Source organism: Burkholderia thailandensis E264 (assembly GCF_000012365.1).
GTDB lineage: Bacteria > Pseudomonadota > Gammaproteobacteria > Burkholderiales > Burkholderiaceae > Burkholderia > Burkholderia thailandensis.
In genome coordinates this window covers 1,501,614-1,520,767 of sequence record NC_007651.1, presented here as the reverse complement: position 1 = coordinate 1,520,767, position 19,154 = coordinate 1,501,614, and the positions used below count along the sequence as shown (strand labels likewise).

At 69.4% G+C, this 19,154-nt stretch carries 11 protein-coding genes; 4 read left to right on the top strand and 7 right to left on the bottom strand.

Annotated features, from left to right (window positions below; all coding sequences use genetic code 11):
• The first annotated feature begins 214 nt into the window (after positions 1 to 214).
• The gene (locus tag BTH_RS19050) at positions 215 to 1,858 is read left to right on the top strand and encodes a hypothetical protein (protein ID WP_009889323.1); all 1,644 of its coding nucleotides are present in this window, start codon (positions 215 to 217) and stop codon (positions 1,856 to 1,858) included.
• 77 nt (positions 1,859 to 1,935) lie between these two features.
• Here BTH_RS19050 and BTH_RS19045 read toward each other — a convergent pair whose 3' ends face one another.
• The 7 genes from BTH_RS19045 to BTH_RS19015 are packed head-to-tail and all read right to left on the bottom strand — an operon-like array spanning position 1,936 to position 16,058.
• Positions 1,936 to 2,628 carry a GNAT family N-acetyltransferase gene (locus BTH_RS19045; protein WP_009889321.1) on the bottom strand — a complete coding sequence of 231 codons (693 nt, stop codon included), beginning with the start codon at positions 2,626 to 2,628 and terminating at the stop codon, positions 1,936 to 1,938.
• An 8-nt stretch (positions 2,629 to 2,636) separates the two neighbouring features.
• The gene (locus tag BTH_RS19040) at positions 2,637 to 3,959 is read right to left on the bottom strand and encodes an aminotransferase class I/II-fold pyridoxal phosphate-dependent enzyme (protein ID WP_009889319.1); all 1,323 of its coding nucleotides are present in this window, start codon (positions 3,957 to 3,959) and stop codon (positions 2,637 to 2,639) included.
• 39 nt (positions 3,960 to 3,998) lie between these two features.
• Positions 3,999 to 4,913: a UDP-3-O-acyl N-acetylglycosamine deacetylase gene (locus BTH_RS19035; protein WP_009889317.1), complete on the bottom strand. Its 915-nt coding sequence runs from the start codon at positions 4,911 to 4,913 to the stop codon at positions 3,999 to 4,001.
• Positions 4,910 to 12,541 carry a type I polyketide synthase gene (locus BTH_RS19030; RefSeq protein ID WP_011402028.1) on the bottom strand — a complete coding sequence of 2,544 codons (7,632 nt, stop codon included), beginning with the start codon at positions 12,539 to 12,541 and terminating at the stop codon, positions 4,910 to 4,912. The genes BTH_RS19035 and BTH_RS19030 overlap by 4 nt, the downstream gene beginning before the upstream one ends.
• The gene (locus BTH_RS19025; RefSeq protein WP_009889313.1) at positions 12,538 to 14,073 is read right to left on the bottom strand and encodes an LTA synthase family protein; all 1,536 of its coding nucleotides are present in this window, start codon (positions 14,071 to 14,073) and stop codon (positions 12,538 to 12,540) included. The genes BTH_RS19030 and BTH_RS19025 overlap by 4 nt, the downstream gene beginning before the upstream one ends.
• A 1-nt stretch (position 14,074) precedes the next feature.
• The gene (locus tag BTH_RS19020; protein ID WP_009889312.1) at positions 14,075 to 14,860 is read right to left on the bottom strand and encodes an SDR family NAD(P)-dependent oxidoreductase; all 786 of its coding nucleotides are present in this window, start codon (positions 14,858 to 14,860) and stop codon (positions 14,075 to 14,077) included.
• On the bottom strand, positions 14,853 to 16,058 hold the full coding sequence (locus BTH_RS19015) for a capsule biosynthesis protein (protein WP_009889311.1): 1,206 nt from the start codon (positions 16,056 to 16,058) through the stop codon (positions 14,853 to 14,855). Before BTH_RS19015 ends, BTH_RS19020 begins: the two co-directional genes overlap by 8 nt.
• A 485-nt stretch (positions 16,059 to 16,543) precedes the next feature.
• Here BTH_RS19015 and BTH_RS19010 point away from each other — a divergent pair, with 485 nt between their 5' ends.
• From BTH_RS19010 to BTH_RS19000, 3 genes are read left to right on the top strand one after another with little or no spacing between them, the layout of a single operon-like run.
• Positions 16,544 to 17,695: a capsule polysaccharide export protein gene (locus BTH_RS19010; RefSeq protein ID WP_009889309.1), complete on the top strand. Its 1,152-nt coding sequence runs from the start codon at positions 16,544 to 16,546 to the stop codon at positions 17,693 to 17,695.
• Positions 17,696 to 17,707: 12 nt separating this feature from the next.
• Positions 17,708 to 18,502 carry an ABC transporter permease gene (locus BTH_RS19005; protein ID WP_009889307.1) on the top strand — a complete coding sequence of 265 codons (795 nt, stop codon included), beginning with the start codon at positions 17,708 to 17,710 and terminating at the stop codon, positions 18,500 to 18,502.
• Complete coding sequence (locus BTH_RS19000) at positions 18,499 to 19,152, top strand: ABC transporter ATP-binding protein (protein ID WP_009889305.1); 654 nt, start codon at positions 18,499 to 18,501, stop codon at positions 19,150 to 19,152. The genes BTH_RS19005 and BTH_RS19000 overlap by 4 nt, the downstream gene beginning before the upstream one ends.
• Positions 19,153 to 19,154: the final 2 nt, after the last annotated feature.

Genomic DNA, 19,154 nt, shown 5'->3' with positions numbered 1-19,154 from the left:
ACGGGTGTCGACACGCGACGTCGAGCGATGCCGGTCCGCACTTGCGTCACGAAAACGCGCGACGTCCCGGTGGCGGCCCGTCGCGCGGTTCGCCGCGTTCGCCGCGCGTCGACGACGCGGCAACGGTATCGAAAGACGGCTGTCCTATCATCGCGAAGCGTCGCCCTCCCGCGCCGCCGAGATCGCCGTTCAATCCGTGCACAGGAACCGCAACATGAGACACGCCGCACTGGCCGTTCTGGTTTCACTGAGCGTCGCGCCCGCGCTCGCGGCGGCACAAGTCGCATCGCCCGCTGACTCCGCGTCGACGGCAAGGCCGCCCGCCGCAGCCGGCCGCCCTCAGCCCGACGCGCCGGGCGACGTGCGATTTCGGCAAAAAGGCGCGGGCAGCGTGCCGCGCCCGCTCGCCGTCAAGCTCGCGGACATCATCAACGGCGCCGATTTCGGCATGCTGTGCAACGGCTCGAACGACGACGCGGCCGCGCTCAACCGCGCGCTCGCGTATGCGGCGAGCGTCGCGCCCGCCGTCGTGAATCTGCCGCTGTCGGGCACCCGCTGCGTGATCGCGGGCACCGTCACCGTGCCGGAGAACGTCACGCTCGCCGGCGCGCGCGGACAGCGCGCGAGCCTCGCCGCCGGCGCGGCGAATCTGAGCCCGATGATCTCGCTCGCCGGCAACGGCGCGGCGATTCGCGATCTCTACATCAACGCCAGCGCGGCGGGCGCCAACTCGCGGGGCGCGACGATCGCGGTCAGGAACGTCGTCGCGCCGGTGATCGCCGGCGTCTATATCCAGGGCCCGTTCATCGGCATCGATCTGAACGGCAATCAGGCGCTCGTCGAGCAGACGATCGTCAACGGCGTCAAGGGCGCGGGCAGCGTCGGAATCCGGATCGGCGCGCTCACGGCTCACGCGGAGACGACCGACGCGCGCATCGCGCGCACGACCGTCATCGGCGATCGCGCCCAGCCGGGCGACGCCGCGATGCAGATCCTCGACGCGGGCGGCCTCCTCGTCTCCGAGTCCGACATGTTGTTCACGAAGATCGGCACGCAGATCGCCCCCGGTGCGAATCAGTCGGTCGCGTGGGCGAGCCTGAACAATACGTACGTCGGCGATACGAACGCGATCAACGCGCTGGAGATCGACACGCGCGCACCGAGCGCACGCGTCGAAGGCCTCGAATGCAGTGCGTGCTGGACCGCGTCCGCGCAGTCAGACAACATCCTGATCGCGAACACGGGCGGCGGGCTCGTGTCGGAGATCCATTTCAACGGGCTGCGCAACTACAACGGCGCGTCGAACGGCGCGAACGTCAAGGCGGGCACGTTCGTCACGTTCGACGCAAGCCGCTTCTGCGGCAACGGCCGCGGCGGCGGCGCGGCGGCGAACATCGTCTACGGCCCGAACGTGAGCGCGTACGCGGTGCGCAACTCCGAGCTCGGCGGCAGTTGCGGCGGGCTCTTCAAGGCGGCGCCACGGCACGGCATCGTGCTTGCCGGCAACAACGCGGGCGGCCTCGTCAGCGGCAACGACTTCAGCGGCTCGCGAACGCCGATCTCCGGCGCGCCGACTGGCGACAGCATCGTGTCGTCGAACCTCGGCATCGACACCAAACCCGTCACGATCGCAAGCGCCGCGACGATCGACGTGCATACCACGCCCGTCGTGCTGCTGACCGGCAACGCGAAGATCCGCGCGATCGAGCCGACATGGAACGGACGCACGCTGAAGCTGATTCCGACGAAGGGCACGGCGAGCTTCGCGACGGGCGGCAATCTTTGCAACGCGGCGACGGCCGCGCAGAACGCGCCGGTGGACGCGTACTTCAACGGGAGCTGCTGGAATCTGAAGTAGATCGGCCGCGCGAGCGGCGCGGCAACGTGCGCGCGAGGTTCAGGCTTCAGCGCGCGACGCGTGCCAGCGGCGGCACATCACCGCGGCGCGCCGCCGAAGCGCATCCTCACCGACGCGAGCTCGGGCGGCAGACGCGCGGACCGCGGCCGCGAGCGCGGCGTCTCGACGAAGCCGAGACGCTCGTAGAGCGAGCGGGCGCGCACGTTGCTCGTCAGCACGTCGAGCACGACCTCCCTGCCCGGCTCCGCGCGCAGCACACCGCCGCGCATCGCATCGTCGAACAGCGCGCTGAACGCGCCGCAGCCGCGCACGCGCGCATCGGTCGCGCAATGCGCGATCAGCGTTTGCGAGCGTTTCGGCGCAGGCAGCTCGCTTTCGAGCACGAGCCCGCGCAACAGCATCCGGACCGTGCGCGCGACGCCGAAGAAGCGCAGCAGCATCCACGCGACGTGCAGATCGTCGAAAGCCGTCGCGCGCCCGTCGTGCGCGGCGAGCACCGCGCTCACCCCACCGTCCTCGCCAACCGCGACGCGATGTCGCCGCCACGAAAAGCGCCCGTGCTTCGACGCGAACGCGAACGCAAGAAACGCGACGCATCGCGCGGGCGGCTCGCCGAGGAAATAGCCGAATTCGCGCACGCCGGATTCGAACACGAGCGGCGCACACGCGTGCGCGTCGCTCGCGGCGGCCGCGCGAAAACGCCACGGCGACGGGCGCGGCGCCGCTTCGCTCGAAGCGCGGAGCGCGCTGGCGACGGGCGGAATCGCCATTGCCGCGATCAGCGCGCGAGCCGCACGAGCGCCGCGATCGTGCGCTCGATCTGCTCGGGTTCGTGCGTCGAGCAGATGAAAAAGCGCAGCCGCGCGGCCTTCTCCTCGACGGCCGGATAGAAGATCGGCTGCACGTTGATGCCTTCGTCGAAGAGCGCGTTCGCCCATTGCGCGGCCTTCAGCGAGCTGCCGGTGATGACGGGCACGACCGCGTAACCTTCGCTCGTGCCCGTGTTGAGGCCGGCCTCGCGCGCCTGCGTGAGGAACTGCAGCCCGCGCTCGCGCAGCGTCGCGATCCGCTGCGGCTCGGCCTGCATGCGCTCGAGCGCGGCGAGCGACGCGGCCGCGAGCACGGGCGACAGCCCGACGCTGTACAGGAAGCCCGGCGCGAGATGGCGCAGGATGTCGATGAGCGGCTGGCAGCCGGCGATGAAGCCGCCGCACCCGGCGAGCACCTTGCTCAGCGTTCCCATCCACAGATCGACGTCGGCGGACGGCACGCCGCAGTGCTCGCGGATGCCTTTGCCATGCTTGCCCAGCACGCCGAGCGAATGCGCTTCGTCGACCATCAGGAACGCACCGTAGCGCTGCTTGATCTCGACGAAGCGTGCGAGGTCCGGCATATCGCCGTCCATGCTGTAGAGCCCCTCGATCGCGACGAGCACGTGCCGGTATTCGCGCCGCGCGCGCGCGAGCAGCGCGTCGAGCGCGCGCCAGTCGTTGTGCGCGAAGCTCAGCCGCTTCGCACCGCTCAACTGCGCGCCCTGCACGATGCTGTTGTGCGCGAGCGCGTCGTGCACGACGAGGTCGCCCGGGCCGAACAGCGCGCCGATCACGGTCACGTTCGTCGCGTGGCCGCTCACGAACGCGACGCAGTCGTCGGTCTCGTAGAACGACGCGAGGCCGCGCTCGAGCTCGCGCTGCACGGGCCGCTCGCCCGCGACCATCCGGCTCGCCGACGCCGACGTGCCGTAGCGATCGATCGCCTCCTTCGCGCGCGCCGACACGACAGGGTCGCCCGCGAGGCCCAGGTAGTTGTAGTTCGCGTAGTTCAGGTATTCGCGCCCGCCGATGTGCGTCGTCGCGCCGGCGACGCCCTCGTGCACGCGAAAGAACGGCGATTCGACGCGCAGCTTCTCGCCCATCTCACGGATGATCTTGACCTGCTGGTATTGCGGCATCGCCTCGAACCAGCTGCGCGGATCGCCCGTCGCCTGGAGAGTGGCGGAAAGCGGCGCGCGACGCGCGGCGCCGTCGTCGGACACGCGGTCCAGTTGCCGCTTCAGTGCTTTCGCCGCGAGTTGCTGGCGCAGGTGATCACCCAGTCCCATCTGAACAAGTCGCCTGTTTTTGTCGATGAAGCTCACATATTACGCGACGAACTCGGCCCATTCCCAGGCGCCAGCGGTAGACAGCAGCGCCTCGATCAGCCGGAAGTTCATCTCATGGCTCGGCCGGAACGCCGATACGCGGCCGAGCAGCGGCGCGCCGGCGAGCGCGAGATCGCCGACCAGGTCGAGCACGCGGTGGCGAACGAACTCGTCCGGCTGCCGCAAGCCGCCGACGACACGCGAGCCGACGATCGACGCGGTGCACGACGGCCGCGCGCCGCGCAGGATCGGCACGCCGCGCAAGTAGCCGGCGACGATCGCGGGAATCGCCCATTTGATTCGCCCGTATGAGCGCGACGGCGCGATCTCGGCGGCGAACACGTCGGGCGTGAGCACGCCGCCCCAGTGCATGTCGCCAAAGCCTTTCAGATCATTGCGCACGCTGAGCTCGTAGCGCGCGGCGGGCTCGACGCGCATCTCGCGGCGCGCGGCGCCGTCGCCGTCCGTCACGACGACGGGCTTCAGCACGCGAATGAAGCGCTTCGGCGCCGGCAGCGCCACGCGGCCGCACGCGCGCAGCGCGTCGACCCACGGCAGCGCGCTGCCGTCCAAAATCGGCACTTCTTCCGCATCGAGCTCGACAATGGCGTGATCGATCTCGCACGCGAGCAGCGACGCGAGCAGATGCTCGACCGTGCGCACGCCGACACCATCCTCATTGCGCAGCATCGTGCAAAGCGGCTGCGCGCGGCGCAGCGCCGGGCCGGCCGCGAGCGTCGCGAGCACGCGCCCGTCCCACACGCGCCTGAACACGATGCCGCGCGCATGCGCGCCGCCGTCGGCGGGCGCGATCCGCACGCGCACGCGCCGCCCGGTGTGCAGCCCGTGGCCCGACAGCGCGAGCTCGCGCGCGAGGGTGCCTTCGCGCGCCTGCCAGCCGGCCGGCGCGCTCATGCGGTCACCAGCGTTTTCGGCGTGGCCGGCGCGGCGTCGGCGGGCTTGCCGTCGCCGACATTCAGCGCCCGGCGCGCATCGCCGTCGAGCGCATGCTGCGCGGCGACCGCGGCGCGCCGCGCATCGTCGCCCTCGCCCGCGCCCGGCTGTCCGGCCGCCGGGCCCGAAATCATATCGACGATCCGCCCCGCGAGCGAATGCACGGTCGCGCCGTCCGCAATCGACATCACCGACAGCTTGACCTCGAACGTCTCCTCGACCGCCATCCCGAGCTCCATCCCCATGAGCGAATCCATGCCCATCTCGAGCACCGACTTGTCGAGCTCGATCCGCTCGGGCGACAGATGCAGGATGTGCGCGATCTGCGCGCGCAGATTCTCTTCGACGAGCCCGACCGCCTCGTCGCGCGCGAGCGCCGCCACATGCGCGCGCAACCGCGTGCCGCCGTCGCGCGCGGGCTCGTTCGCGCCGCGCGCGCGCAGCAGCGCGTAGCGGCGCGCGTCGGCCGCGGGCATCCCGCGCGACACTGCGTGCCAGTCGAGCCGCACGACGGCCTCGCCCGCGTCCGCCGCGAGCAGCACGCGCTCGAGCGCGGCGAGCGCCTCGCCGGACGTGATCGACACGCCGCCGATGCGCGTCTGCAGCGCCTCGCGCGTGTCGGCGTTGCGTGCGAGAAAGCCGACGTCCTCGAGCGGCCCCCACGCCATGAACGTGCCCGGCAGCCCCGCCTCGCGGCGCTGCTCGACGAGCGCCTCGACGAAGCTGTTCGCGGCGACGTAGCTCGCCTGCCCTGGATTGCCGAGATAGGTCGTCGCCGACGAATAGACGACGAAGAAGTCGAGCGCGCGCTCGCGCGTCGCGCGATGCAGGTTCCACGCACCCGCGACCTTCGGCGCGAGCACCGCGGCAAAACGTTCGTCGTCGAGATTGCGCACGAGCCCGTCGTCGATGTGCATCGCCGAGTGCAGCACGCCCTTGAGCGGCGTGCCGCGCGCGTCGATCTCGCCCATCGTGCGCGCGAGCGCCGCCGCATCGGTCGCATCGCACGCGACGACGTGCGTCGCGACGCCGAGCTCGCTGCGCCACCGCTCGACTTCGTCGCACAGCGGTTCCGCAAGCGCGCCGCCGCGGCTCGCGAGCGTCAGATGCCGCGCGCCGCGCGACACCATCCAGCGCGCGCTCGCGAAGCCGAGCCCGCCCGTGCCGCCGACGACGAGATACGCGGCATCCGGATCGAGCCGCAGCGACGGCGCCTGCTCGGGCGCGACGCCGCGCGTCGGCGCGGGCGTGCCCGCCGGATACGTGACGAGCACCTTGCCGATCTGCCGCGCCTGCTGCATGCAGCGGAACGCGTCCTCGACGCGCGCCGCCGCAAATGCGCGATACGGCAGCGGATGCAACGCGCCTTCGGCGAAGAGCGCGATCACGTCGCCGAACAGGCGCGCGGTCAGGTCGGCGCGCACGCCCATCAGTTGGTCTGCGTCGATGCCGAAGTAGCTGATGTTGTTGCGAAACGGCCTCAGGCCGATGTAGCTGTTCTCGTAGAAATCGCGCTTGCCGAGCTCGAGGAAGCGGCCGAACGGGCGCAGCGTGTCGATGCTGCGCACCATCGCCTCGCCCGCGAGCGAGTTGAGCACGATGTCGACGCCTTCGCCGTTCGTCAGCGCGAGGATCTCGTCGGCAAACGACAGGCTGCGCGAATCGAGCACGTGATCGGCGCCGATGAGCCGCACGAACTCGCGCTTCTCGTCGCTGCCCGCGGTCGCGAACACTTCGGCGCCGAAGTGGCGCGCGAGCTGGACGGTCGCGATGCCGACGCCGCCCGCCGCGCCGTGCACGAGCACGCGCTCGCCGCGGCGCAGCCGCGCGAGCTCGGCGAGCGCGTAGTACGCGGTGAAGAAGGTGGTCGGAATCGTCGCCGCTTCCTCGAACGACAGCCGTGACGGCTTGTGCGCGATAGCCGCCGCGCGCGTCACGACGCGCGTCGCGAACGACGCGCTCGCGAAGCCGAGCACCGCGTCGCCGGGAGCGAAGCCGCTGACGTCGCGGCCGACGCGCATGACGCGCCCCGCGAGCTCCATGCCGATCGTCGCGCCGGCAAAGCCCGCTTCGACCGCCTCGTCGGACAGCAATCCCATCGCGTACATCACGTCGCGGAAGTTCAGGCCGGTCGCGACGGGCTCGATCTCGACCTCGTCGGGCTCGAGCTCGCGCGCGGGCTGCTCGAACCATTCGAGATTGCGCAGCGATCCCGGCACGTCGAACGCGAGCGCGGCCGGCGGCCGCTCGCCGGTCGCGCCGGCCGCGCGCGCATCGCGCTGCGCGGCGCTCAACATGCGCGGCACGAAGCGCCCGCGCGGCGTGAGCAGCACCTCTTCCTCCGCGTCGTCGGCGAGCAGCTCGCGCACGAGCGCGTCGAGCGGCGCGTCGCAGTCGGGATGCACGTCGATCAGCCGGCACGACAATTCGGGATGCTCGTTCGCGAGCACGCGGCCGAGCCCCCAGAGGCCCGCGTGCGTCGGATCGAGCGGCGCCTCGAGCGCGAACGGCGCGCCGCCGCGCGTGACGATCGACAGCCGCACGCTCGCCGTCGCGCCGACGACGCTAAGCTCGCGAACGAGCCGCGCGAGCGCGACGACGCCCGTTCGCTGCGCGCGCATCATCGCGGCGCCGTCGACGTCGGCATCGTCGGCGGGCGGCGCATGAGGCGCGACGAACACCAGGTGATGCGGCTGCGCGGACAACGCGAGCGCGACGATCTCGGCCATTCGCTGCAGCGACACGGCCTCCGCATAGCAGCCGGCGCTCGCGAGCGCGCCGGCGAGCGCCGAGCGCGCGTCGCCGTCGTCGCCTGTCGCGACGAGCCAGCGCCGCGCGTACGCGGCGGTATCCAGGCTGTCCCACACGCCGCCGTCGAGCGCCTCGCGCGCGTCGCCCGACTTCGCCGCGGGCTTGCGCGCGACGAGGAGCGTCGGCGCGCCCTCGAGATCGAGCGATTGCTCGAGATGGCGCGCGACGTCGCGAAATCCCGCATGCGCGAGCAGCGACTGGATTTCCGCAGGCGCAAGCGGCGCGGCTTGCGCGGCGCCCGCCGCGAACGAAAACACGATGTCGGAGAAACGGCTGCCGCGCGCCTCCGCGAGCACGACGATGCCGCCCGGCGCGAGCCGCTCGAACACGATGCTCAGGAATGCGAGCGGGTCCTGCTGCGCGGCGAGCGCGCGATCGATCAGCACGAGGTCGTAAGGCGTGTGGTCGTCGTTCGCGATCGCGACGCCCTCGCCCGCCTGCAGCGCGACCGTCTGCACCGAAGGATGCGCGGCCGCGTCGAAGCCCGCCAACTGCTGCGGCGTGCCGGCGATCGTATAGTCGCAGCGCGCGGCGCACGGCGCGGCGCCGACGGGGCGCAACACGTCGCGGCCCGGCGCGCCGATCTCCAGCACGCGCAGCCGGCGCGGCTCGCGCCACGCGGCAAGCGCCTGCCCGATGCACGCCTCGATCAGCCCGTGCGCGTGACTCCACGTCGGCGATGCATCGTGGAAGTGATCGACGAGACTCGCGCCCGTCGGCGACAGCACCTGCGCGGCGGCCGTCTCGCCGCGCAGCACGGCGGGCAGCGCCGCGCCGCAGTGCGCGAGCAGCGTGAGCTCCGCGACATGCGCGGGCGATTCGGCGAGCAGGCCGCGCCACAACTCGTCGAGCGCGGGCAGCGACGCGCACGCCGCGTCGTTGCGCACGAGGCGCGTGCCCGCCCATTGCGCGAGCCCATCCTCGACGAGCATCGACGCGAGACGCGCGACGAGCCCCGCGCGCTCGTCGGCGGGCGGCACCGGCTGCCGGAACGCGTCGATCGCATCGAGCGCGCGCAGCGCATATGCGCTCGCGAGCACGTCGAAGAGCGGCAGCATCTCGGTCAGATGGCTCATGCGTCGCGCGAGATCCTCGCGCGACGCGAGCATCGCGGCCGCGCTCTCGACAAGCCGCGCCGGCGCGGACAGCGCGCTTGCGTCGAATGCCGAAGGCAATGGCCTCGCATCGAGCGCGTAGACGAAACGCGCGGGCGGATTCGACCGGCGGCCGACGAAATCGACGCGGCGGAACCGGCACGCGGCGAGACGCGCGACGGTCGCGCCGCCCGCGTCGAGAAAATCGAACGACGCGACGATCGAATGCGGATTGCGCCGCTCGATGCGTGCGAGCACGCGCGCGACGACGTCGCCGCGCAGGAAATCGACGCGGCCGATGCGCACCGGCACGTACGCGGCGCGTTGCGTGCGCGCGTCGAGGCCGCCTTGCGCGAGCAGCGCGAAAAGCGGATGGAAGCCGCTGTCCATCAGCGCCGGATGCAGCAGGTACGCGGCAAGCCCAGCGGCGTCGCCGCATGCGGATGGCGCCGCGACGTCGGCGAGCGACGCGTCCCCCGCGATCCGCAGCGCGCGCACCCAGCGAAATGCGGGGCCGTATGCGAGGCCGAGCGCGGCTGCGCAGTCGTACAGCGCGTCGGCGTTCGACGCGGGCTGCGCGTAGAGGCGTGCGAGCGTCTCGGATGACGCGGCGCTGGACGCATCGAGCGTATTGCCGCTCGCGAGCAGCCGGCCGACGACATTCTCGACCCAAGGCGCATCGGACATCCGCTCGCGCGTCTCGATCCTGAACGACGCGGTGCGCGGCTCGATCGTGAAGCGAAACAGCTTCGCCTGTTGCGGCTGAAACACGACGGGCGCGCGAATCTCGAGATTCTCGAGCGCGCAATCCGATGTGCCGAAGAACGCGCACGCGGCGGCGAGCGCCATCTCGACATAGCCCGCGCCGGGAAACGTGACGCCGCCGTCGACGACGTGATCGGCGAGCATCGGCACGCGCGCGGGATCGAGCTGGTTCTCCCACGCGAACGCATGCTCGCGCAGCCGGTAGCCGAGCAGCGGATGCGCGCGGCGGCGATTGACGAGATCGTAGCCTTCGGGGCTCGGATCGAGCCAGTAGCGCTCGCGCTGCCACGGATAGGTCGGTAGCGCGACGCGCGGCGTATCGGGCGCGAAGCGGTCGGGATCGATACGCGCGCCGTGCGCGAGCGCGGAGGCGATCGTCTGGCGCAGCATCTGCGCGCCGTCCTGCTGGCGCTTGAGCGTCGGCAGCGCCGTGCCGGCGAGCTTCATCGCCGTGAGCGTCTGCTTCACGTACGTGCGCAGGATCGAATGCGGCGATATTTCGATGAACAGACGAATGCCTTCGGCCGCGATCGATGCGATTGCGTCGCCGAAGCGCACCGGCTCGCGGATATTGCGCCACCAGTAGTGCGCGTCGAGCGCGTCGCCCGCCAGGCGCCCGCCCGTGACCGTCGACACGAATGCGCCCGTGCCCGCGCTCGGCGCAAGGTTCGCGAGCTGCTCGAGCACGACGGGCTTGATCCGCTCCATCTGCTGGCTGTGGAATGCGTAATCGAGATCGAGCAACTGAAAAAACTGGCCGTTCGCGCGCAACGCCGCCTCGATCGCCTGCAGCGCGTCGAGCGGGCCCGCGAGCGTCACCGACTGCGGACTGTTCATGCCGGCGATCTCGACGCTCGCATCGAGCGCGAGCTGCGCGATCAGCGCGCGCGCGGCGTCCTCGCCGATGCCCGCCGCGGCCATGCGCCCGCTGCCGCGGGTCAGCGCCTGCGCGCGGCTGCGAATCTTGATCACGCGCACCGCGTCCGCGAGCGACAGCGCATCCGCCGCCCATGCGGCGGCGATCTCACCGACGCTGTGGCCGGCAACGCTGTCGAAGCGCACGCCGCGTGCGTCGAGCACGCGCACGATGCCGACCTGGATCGCGAACAGCAGCGGCTGCGCGTGTTCGGTCGCGGCGAGCCATTCGGCGCTCGCCCCCGCGCACATCACGTCGACGAGCGACGCGCTGCCGTCCGCGCACCACCATGCGTCGACTTCGCCGAGCGCGGCGCGAAATACCGCATCTTCCGCGTACAGTTGCCGGCCCATTCCCGCCCATTGCGAGCCGTTGCCGGAAAAGAGAAGCGCGACCCGCGCATCGGCCTCGGCCGCATGCGCGCGCGCGACGCACGCGGGCGCCGCCGCGCCCTGCGCGAGCGCGGCGAGCGCCTCGCGGCCGTCGGCGGCGCTCGCGGGCGCGACGACCGCGCGCTCTTCGAACCACTGCCTGCGCCGCACCGCGTTCGCAGCGAGCGCGCGCCATGCGCAACCGTCGTCGATGCGCTGAAGATAGCGCGCGGCCAGCGCCGCGAGCGCCTGCGGCGCGCGCGCGGTGAGCACGAGCGGCGGCGGCGCGCCTTCGTCTTCGGCATCGACGTCGGCGTGCGCCGCTTCCCGAGCGCACCGCGCGGGCGCTTCCATCAGCACGACGTGCGCGTTCGTCCCGCCGAAGCCGAACGAATTGACGCCGATCGCAAGCGGCGCGCCGCGCGCATCGAGCGGCGTCAGGCGATCGACGACGCGCAGCCGCCCGCCCGCGAAATCGATGTTGGGATTCGGCGTATCGAAGTGCAGCGAACGCGGCACCGCGCGGTGTTTCAGGCAGCACACGGCCTTGACGAGGCCCGCCATTCCGGATGCGGTTTCGAGATGGCCGATATTGGTCTTCACCGAGCCGATCAGCAGCGGATCGTGCGCGGGGCGGCGCGCGCCCGCGACTTCGATCAGCGCGCGCGCCTCGATCGGATCGCCCACCGCGGTGCCCGTGCCGTGCGCCTCGAGATACGCGAGCGACAGCGGATCGACGCCCGCGCGCTCGTACACGTCGCGCAGCAGCGCCGCCTGCGTGGCGGTGCCGGGCACGCTGATGCCGCCCGGCGAATAACCGTCCGAGTTCACGCCGGAGCCGGCGATCACCGCGTGGATCGTGTCGCCGTCGGCGAGTGCGCGCTCGAGCGGCTTGAGCAGCACGAACGCGCCGCCTTCGGCGCGCACGTAGCCGTCGCCCGTCGCGTCGAACGCACGGCAGCGGCCGCGCGGCGACAGCATCGACGCCTTCGAGAAGCTGACGAAGCCGAACGGATGCGCGAGCAGGTTCACGCCGCCCGCGAGCGCGAGTTCCGCGTCGCCCGCTTGCAGCGCCTGGATCGCCTGATGCAGCGCGACGAGCGATGACGAACACGCGGTGTCGATCGACATGCTCGGCCCGCGCAGGTCGAACAGATAGGACACGCGGTTCGAAGCGATGCTGAGCGTGTTGCCCGTCGCCGAATACGGATCGACCGAGCTCAGGTCGTCCATGCTGCGATTGCCGTAGTCCGGGCTCGCGACGCCCACGTACACGCCGCAGTTGCGCCCGCGCATGTCGGCGGGCCGCACGCCCGCATCCTCGAACGCTTCCCATGCGAGCTCGAGCAGCAGGCGCTGCTGCGGGTCCATCTGCGTCGCCTCGCGCGGCGAAATGCCGAAGAACGCCGCATCGAAACCGGCAACATTGTCCAGCACGCCCGCGGCGAACGTGTAGCTTTTACCCGGCTCGCGTTTCGACGGATGCTGATAGAAGTCCGTGCCGAACCGCTCGGCGGGCACCTCGGTGACCGCGTCGCGCTCGTCGCACAGCAGCTTCCAGAACGCATCCGGATTCTCTACGCCACCGGGAAAGCGACACGCCATCCCAACAATTGCAATCTTTACATTCATCGTTGTGTCGTTTTTTCCGATGCATTCGCCGCGGGGCTGCTCGCCTCCTGCGCTTCGGTCGCGCGAAGCAGGATCAGACCGAGCTCTTCGACACGCGCATCGCGTCGACGGGCGTCCGGCGCGCCGAAATTCCGCCAGATGAAGTAGTCGCTGCGCTCGGGCGCAACGCCCAGCTTACCGAAAACATGCGGCAGCGCCGGGACATGATCGCCGTAGAAACACACGACCGTGTCGCGCCGTCGAGCGCGCAGATGCTCGAGCAGTCGCCCGATCATTGCATCTGCATTTGCGACGTGACGCAAGTAAACCGTCAAATCGCGCCATTCGTCGCCGTCGCCGAGCGCATGGCGCGCGCGCGACTCGCCCGGCTCGACCGCCTCCAGATGCAGCGGGCCGTGGTTCTCCATCGTCATCGCGAACGCGAAGAGCGGCTTCGCGCGCGGCGCGTCGAGCTCGGCGATCAGCGCGTCCGCGACTGCCGCATCGGCGACGTACGGGCCCGCGCGCGGCGCGTCGGCGAAATGGCGGATGTCGAGGAAACGCTCGAAATGCATCAGCGGGAACACGCGGTCGCGACCGAAGAAATCCGCGTAGTACGGATGGATCGCGACCGTCCGGTAGCCGCCGCGCCGGAACCAGCCGGCAAGCGAATCGCACGCGCGGCGCAGGAACGCGTACGGATAAAAGCGCGCATAGCCGAGCCGCTCGGACGCGAGCCCCGTCAGCATCGCGAATTCGGTGCGCATCGTGTTGGCGCCCCACGCGGGCACCGCAAGCTCGCCGTAAAACGCCGACTCGCGTCGCGCGCGATCGAAATGCGCGAAGAGCGACGGCTCGATGCCTGCGGCCGCACGCCGCACATCGAAAAACGATTCGCTCTGGATCACGATCACATCGGGAAACGCGGCGGCCCGGCCGTCCGCGAACGGGCTCGCCGCCGCCGCGCGTTCGAACGCGCGCAGCGTCGCGGGCCGCAGCCCGTTCAGCAAATAGGCGACGAACGTCGCGAAGAAACCGTGGCGCCGCTGGTCCGCGCTCGCGTCGAGCGTGAGCGCGAGGCGTCTCGCGAGCGCGCAACCGCAGGCGAAGCACGCGAGAACCGCGGCGGCCGCCGCAGCGAACGGCCTCGGCGCGAGCGGCGTCTCGGCCGCGTAGCCGGCCGCGAGCAGCGCGACGCCGGCCGCGATCGCGGCCACCTTGCCCGCGCTCAGGAACGGCAGATACAGGCGCGGATGCGAGAACAGCTGGCTGAAGAGGCTCAGATCCGTGAACACGAACGGCTCGCGCAGCGATTCGTGCTTCGCGTTGCTCACGACGGCCATCAGGCCGACGAGCGCGACGGCAACGAATGCCGAGAACAGCACGCGCGCCGTGACGAGCAGCACGCAGCTCGCGACGAACGCGAACGCGAGCACGTGCAGCGCGGCGGCCGCGATCGGCCTGCGCCACGGCGCGCGCGGCGTCGCAAGCGCATCGAGGGCGAACGACAGCGCGGCCGCGATCGCGAAGATGAGCGCGAGCCCGCCGCTCACGCTAGCGCTCCTTGCGCGGCAGATACGACAGCCTGCCGAGAATCGCATCAGCGAGCGCGGCGGGCAGGAACGCCAGCACGCGCATGCCGAGCGCGAGCAGCCCTGGAAAAGCGATCTCCGCGCGCCCGGCCGCGAGCTTCGCGCGAATGTGGGCGGCCGCCCTGTCGGCGGACCACAGGAACGGCTTGTCGCCCGGAAACACGTCGCTCATCGCGGTCTTCACGAAGCCCGGCAGGATCACCGACATGCCGACGCCGTCGCGCGCCAGCAACGGACGAACCGAATCGGCATAGGCCTTGATCGCCGCCTTGCTCGCGCAGTAGGCGGGCGAGATCGCCATGCCGCGCAGCGCGGCGAGCGAGCTCACCATCGCGATGCGGCCGCGGCCGCGCGGCCGCATCCGCGCAACCGCCGGCAGCACCGCGTGCAGCGCGCCGTAGAAATTGGTGTCGACGACGCTCGCCGTGCGCTCGAGCTCTTCCCAGTCGGACGCGGACGCGAGCGTGCTCGCGACGCCCGCGTTCGCAATCAGCAGATCGATCGGATGCGCGTCGTCGAACGCCCAGAGCCATGCCTGTGCGCGCTCGGCGTCGCGCACGTCGAACTGCCCGACGACGACCTCGGCCCCGCGCGCGCGGCACGCCTGCGCGCATGCGTCGAGCCGCGCCGCGTCGCGCCCGACAAGCCCGAGCACGACGCCCGGCGCCGCATACGCGAGCGCGAGCGCGCCGCCAAGCCCCGCGCTCGCGCCCGTGACGACGACATGATGCGGCGCGGCGCTAGTCACGCGCCGCCTCGAGCCGTTCGAGCGCGCCCGCCGTCGCCATCTCGATGCCGGTGCGCGTGTAGAAGTCGCCGTTGATCTGGGTGTGATGCATCACGTAGTCGAGAAACGCTTGGTACAGAGTCATGTCGGGCGGTCCGGCCTGCGTCCAGAAATCCTCGAGGCTGCCTTGCCACGTCAGCCCCGGCATCGCGTATACCGCGCTGCCGAGCGCGATCAGCGGACGGCAATGATGCAGCGCCGACAGCCCCACCGTGCTGTTGACGACGACAACGCCCGCCGCATGCTCGAGCAGCGTCGGCAAATGGCCGGCATCGATGAAGCGCAGGCGCTTCGCGATGTCCAGCTCGGCCGCCAGCTTGCGCGCGAAGCGCCGATAATCGATCAATCCCGTGTCGAGCGGATGGTTCTTGATGACGAGTACGGCATCGGAACGCGCATGCCGCGCAAACGAGCGCATCACCCGCTCGATCGCGTCGCGGATGCCGTCGAACGGCGAATGGACGACGATCTGCGCGTCCGAGCCCAGTTGCAGCGGAAAAAAATAATAGGCGCATTTCGATTCGAGCAACGCCCGCACCACCTTCTCCGCCTCGCCGTGATGGCGGCTCTGCTGGAGCGCGCGCACGGCGAGTCCCGCATATTCGACGAAGCCGTTCCGCGGACGATGGCTGCTGTAATGCGGGAAGCGGCTTGCGTAAAACGCGTTCGCACTACGATACCGGATATCGTGGAACGCGCGCTCGTAAAGGTTGTAACCGGTCGGCCGCCCCGGCTGGCTCGGCGGCGTGGCGCCGCGCTGCTCGAGATACCAGGCCGGATCGCGCGACAGCCGTGAGCGCCCGTTGACGCCGTACCGTTCGAGCGTCAGCCAGTGCGGGCGGATGTAGCCCTCCTCGAACACGTGCGTGCGCAGCCCGCAGGCATGCGCGACCGGATGCATGTGCCGATGGATTTCACGACAGTCGCCGAACATGACTACATCGGTCACTCCCTCCGTTCGGACTGCTTGCAAGTACCACTCGGGCAACGCGTCGGGCTCGTCCCGATAGTCCCAGGCCGCGACCGCCCCGCCATACAAAAGATCGCCGCCGCAGAAATTGACCCGGCGCACCGCGTGCCCCCGCGTCGACAATGCTTCGGACAATCGGCTGAAAAACGATGAAGCCGTGCCTTGCAGCACAAGAAATGAGCGAGGCATCGAAAAAATGTCAACCGGCGAAATGAGTCGCCCAGGGGCAAATATTTTCTCCCCCTCGAACGAACACTTTATGAATATTGAAATATTGCGGCAGGCGGTTCGGCCACTCTCTTCTTGGGAGCGATGAATATAGCACTCCGCCAAAAAAAGCAAAACAGAAGGCGCGAGCCGGCGACGGGCTATTGCACAAATCTGACGTAGAGGGCGCGGAGATGGCGCATTTCACCCTCGCTGGCTATAATCAGCCGCCCCCTTGGCCACCCGCTTCCCGCCAGCCTGGGCGGCAGCAGAAACATGCTTGCCGAATGTCGTCCGTGCGCGGTTCAATGCTGCAGCGAGCGCTCGAATGGGCGGAACATGCCCTCGTTCATGCCATGGCGTTGCGTGACCGCGTCATTTGATCGAAATCGCTCTTGCGCCGAAAGGCGAATGACGTAAGTCTTTTGACAGAACGCCAAGAGCCAATCAGCTTGGATGGAAGGAAGTTGGAAAACGTATCTGGCAGCGCCTCGGCCCCGACGGCCGGAAAGCGGACGAACCTCATCGGGCGACTCAAGGGACTCAACAAGCTCTTCGTTCTGACGGTGGCCGCCCCCACTCTCGTCGCGACCCTCTACTACGGCCTCATCGCCTCCGACATCTATGTGTCCGAATCGCGCTTCGTCGTGCGCAGCGCGCAGCGCGCGGCGCAGCCGAGCGTCGTCGGCGCGCTGTTGCAGGGCACGGGTTTCGGCCGCGGACAGGACGACACGTATCCCGTCATCGACTACATCCAGTCGCGCGACGCGCTCGCGGCGCTGAACCGCGACAACTACGTGCTCGACGCGTACTCGAAGCGCGGCGACATCATCGGCCACTTCAACGCAACGCTCGACGGCAGCTTCGAATCGCTGTGGAAGTACTACGGCAAGCGGATCGTGAACGTGAATCTCGAGCCGTCTTCGGGGATCGCGACGCTGCAGGTGCGCGGCTACACGGCGGACGACGCGCAGAAGATCAACACCGAGCTGCTCGACCTGGGCGAGCAGCTCGTCAACCGGATGAACGAGCGCGCCGCGAAGGACACCGTAAGCTTCGCGCAGCGGCAAGTCGACGCAGCCGCCGCGAAGGCGAAGGAAGCGGCGGTCGCGCTCGCCGCGTACCGAAACTCGAACGCCGTGTTCGATCCAGAAAAGCAGTCCGCGCTGCAGTTGCAACAGGTGACGAGCCTGCAGTCGCAACTTTTCTCCGCGCAGACGCAACTCCGGCAACTGCAACTGATCTCGCCGCAGAACCCGCAAATCTCGGTCCTGAAGAACAGCATCTCGGAGCTCGAGAAGCAGATCAAGGAAGCAACGGGCGGCGTCGCGGGCGGAAAGAACTCGCTGTCGAACAAGGCGGCGAGCTACACGCGGCTGCAACTGGATTCGCAGTTCGCCGACAAGCAGCTCGCCTCCGCCCTCGCGGCAATGGAAACCGCGCGCGCCGAGGCCCAGCGCCAGCAGCTCTATCTGGAGCGTCTCGTCCAGCCGAACAAGCCGGACATCGCGATCGAGCCGAAGCGGCTCAAATCGATCTTCGAGGTATTTGCGCTCGGCATGATCGCATGGGGCATCCTGAGCCTCCTGCTCGCCGGCGTGCGCGAGCACCACGACTGAGACCGGCCGGCAATGGCACATCACGACACTCCGTTCGCCCGTTCGCTCGCGATCCAGGCGCGCGTCGTCGGCGCGCTGCTGATGCGCGAGATCCTGACGCGCTTCGGCCGCCACAACATCGGCTTCCTGTGGATCTTCTTCGAGCCGATGATGTTCACGCTCGGCGTGCTCGGCCTCTGGACGATGACGAAAGCGACGCACGGCTCGACGCTGCCGATCACCGCGTTTGCTGTGACGGGCTACTCGCCCGTGCTGCTGTGGCGCAACTGCGCGAACCGCTGCGCGCTCGCGATCTTGCCGAACCAGGCGCTCCTCTATCACCGCAACGTGCGCGTGATCGACTTCTTCTTCGCACGCCTGCTGCTCGAGATCTCCGGTGCGACGATGTCATTTACGTTCCTGACGATCTTCTTCATCATCGCGGGCATGATGCATCCGCCCGAAAACATGATGATGATCCTCGGCGCATGGCTGCATCTCGCCGTGTTCGGCTCCGGCCTCGCGCTCATCATCGGCGCGCTGTCCGAGCGCAGCGAGGCGGTCGAGCGTATCTGGCACACGGTCGCCTACCTGATGTTTCCGCTGTCGGGCTCGATCTTCATGGTGTCGTGGCTGCCCGAGAAATTCCAGAAAGCCGTGCTGTTGCTGCCGATGGTGCACGGCACCGAAATGCTGCGCGGCGGCTACTTCGGCTCGCTCGTCACGCCGCACTACAGCATCCGCTACATGGTGTTCAGCGACTTGATCCTGCTGCTGATCGGCCTGTACTGCGTGCGCGACGCGGGCCGCAAGGTGGAGCCGGAATGATCGAGCTCGAGCGGGTCTGCAAGGACTATCACACGCGGCAAGGCATGCGCCGCGTGCTGAACCGGATCGACCTGCGCGTGAAGCAAGGCGAGAAGGTCGGCATCCTCGGGCGCAACGGCGCCGGCAAGTCGACGCTGATCCGGATGATCAGCGGTGCGGAGTTGCCGACGGAGGGCCGCATCCGGCGCAGCATGAACGTGTCCTGGCCGCTTGCGTTCGGCGGCGCGTTCCAGGGCAGCCTGACCGGCATGGACAATCTGCGCTTCATCTGCCGCGTCTACGGCGCCGATCCGAAGGCGGCCGAACCGTTCGTGCAGGAATTCTCGGAGCTCGGCTACTACCTGCGCGAACCGGTCAAGAGCTACTCGGCCGGGATGCGCGCGCGTCTCGCGTTCGCGATCTCGATGGCGATCGAGTTCGACTGCTTCCTGATCGACGAGATCGTCGCCGTCGGCGACAGCCGCTTTCACGCGAAGTGTCACCACGAGTTGTTCGAGCAGCGCAAGGATCGCGCGCTCATCATCGTGAGCCACGACGCGAGCTACATCCGGCAGCATTGCGACCGCGCATCCGTGCTGATCGAAGGCAAGCTGCATTCGTTCGACTCGGTCGAAGATGCGTACACGTTCTATCAGGAAAGCACCGCATGATG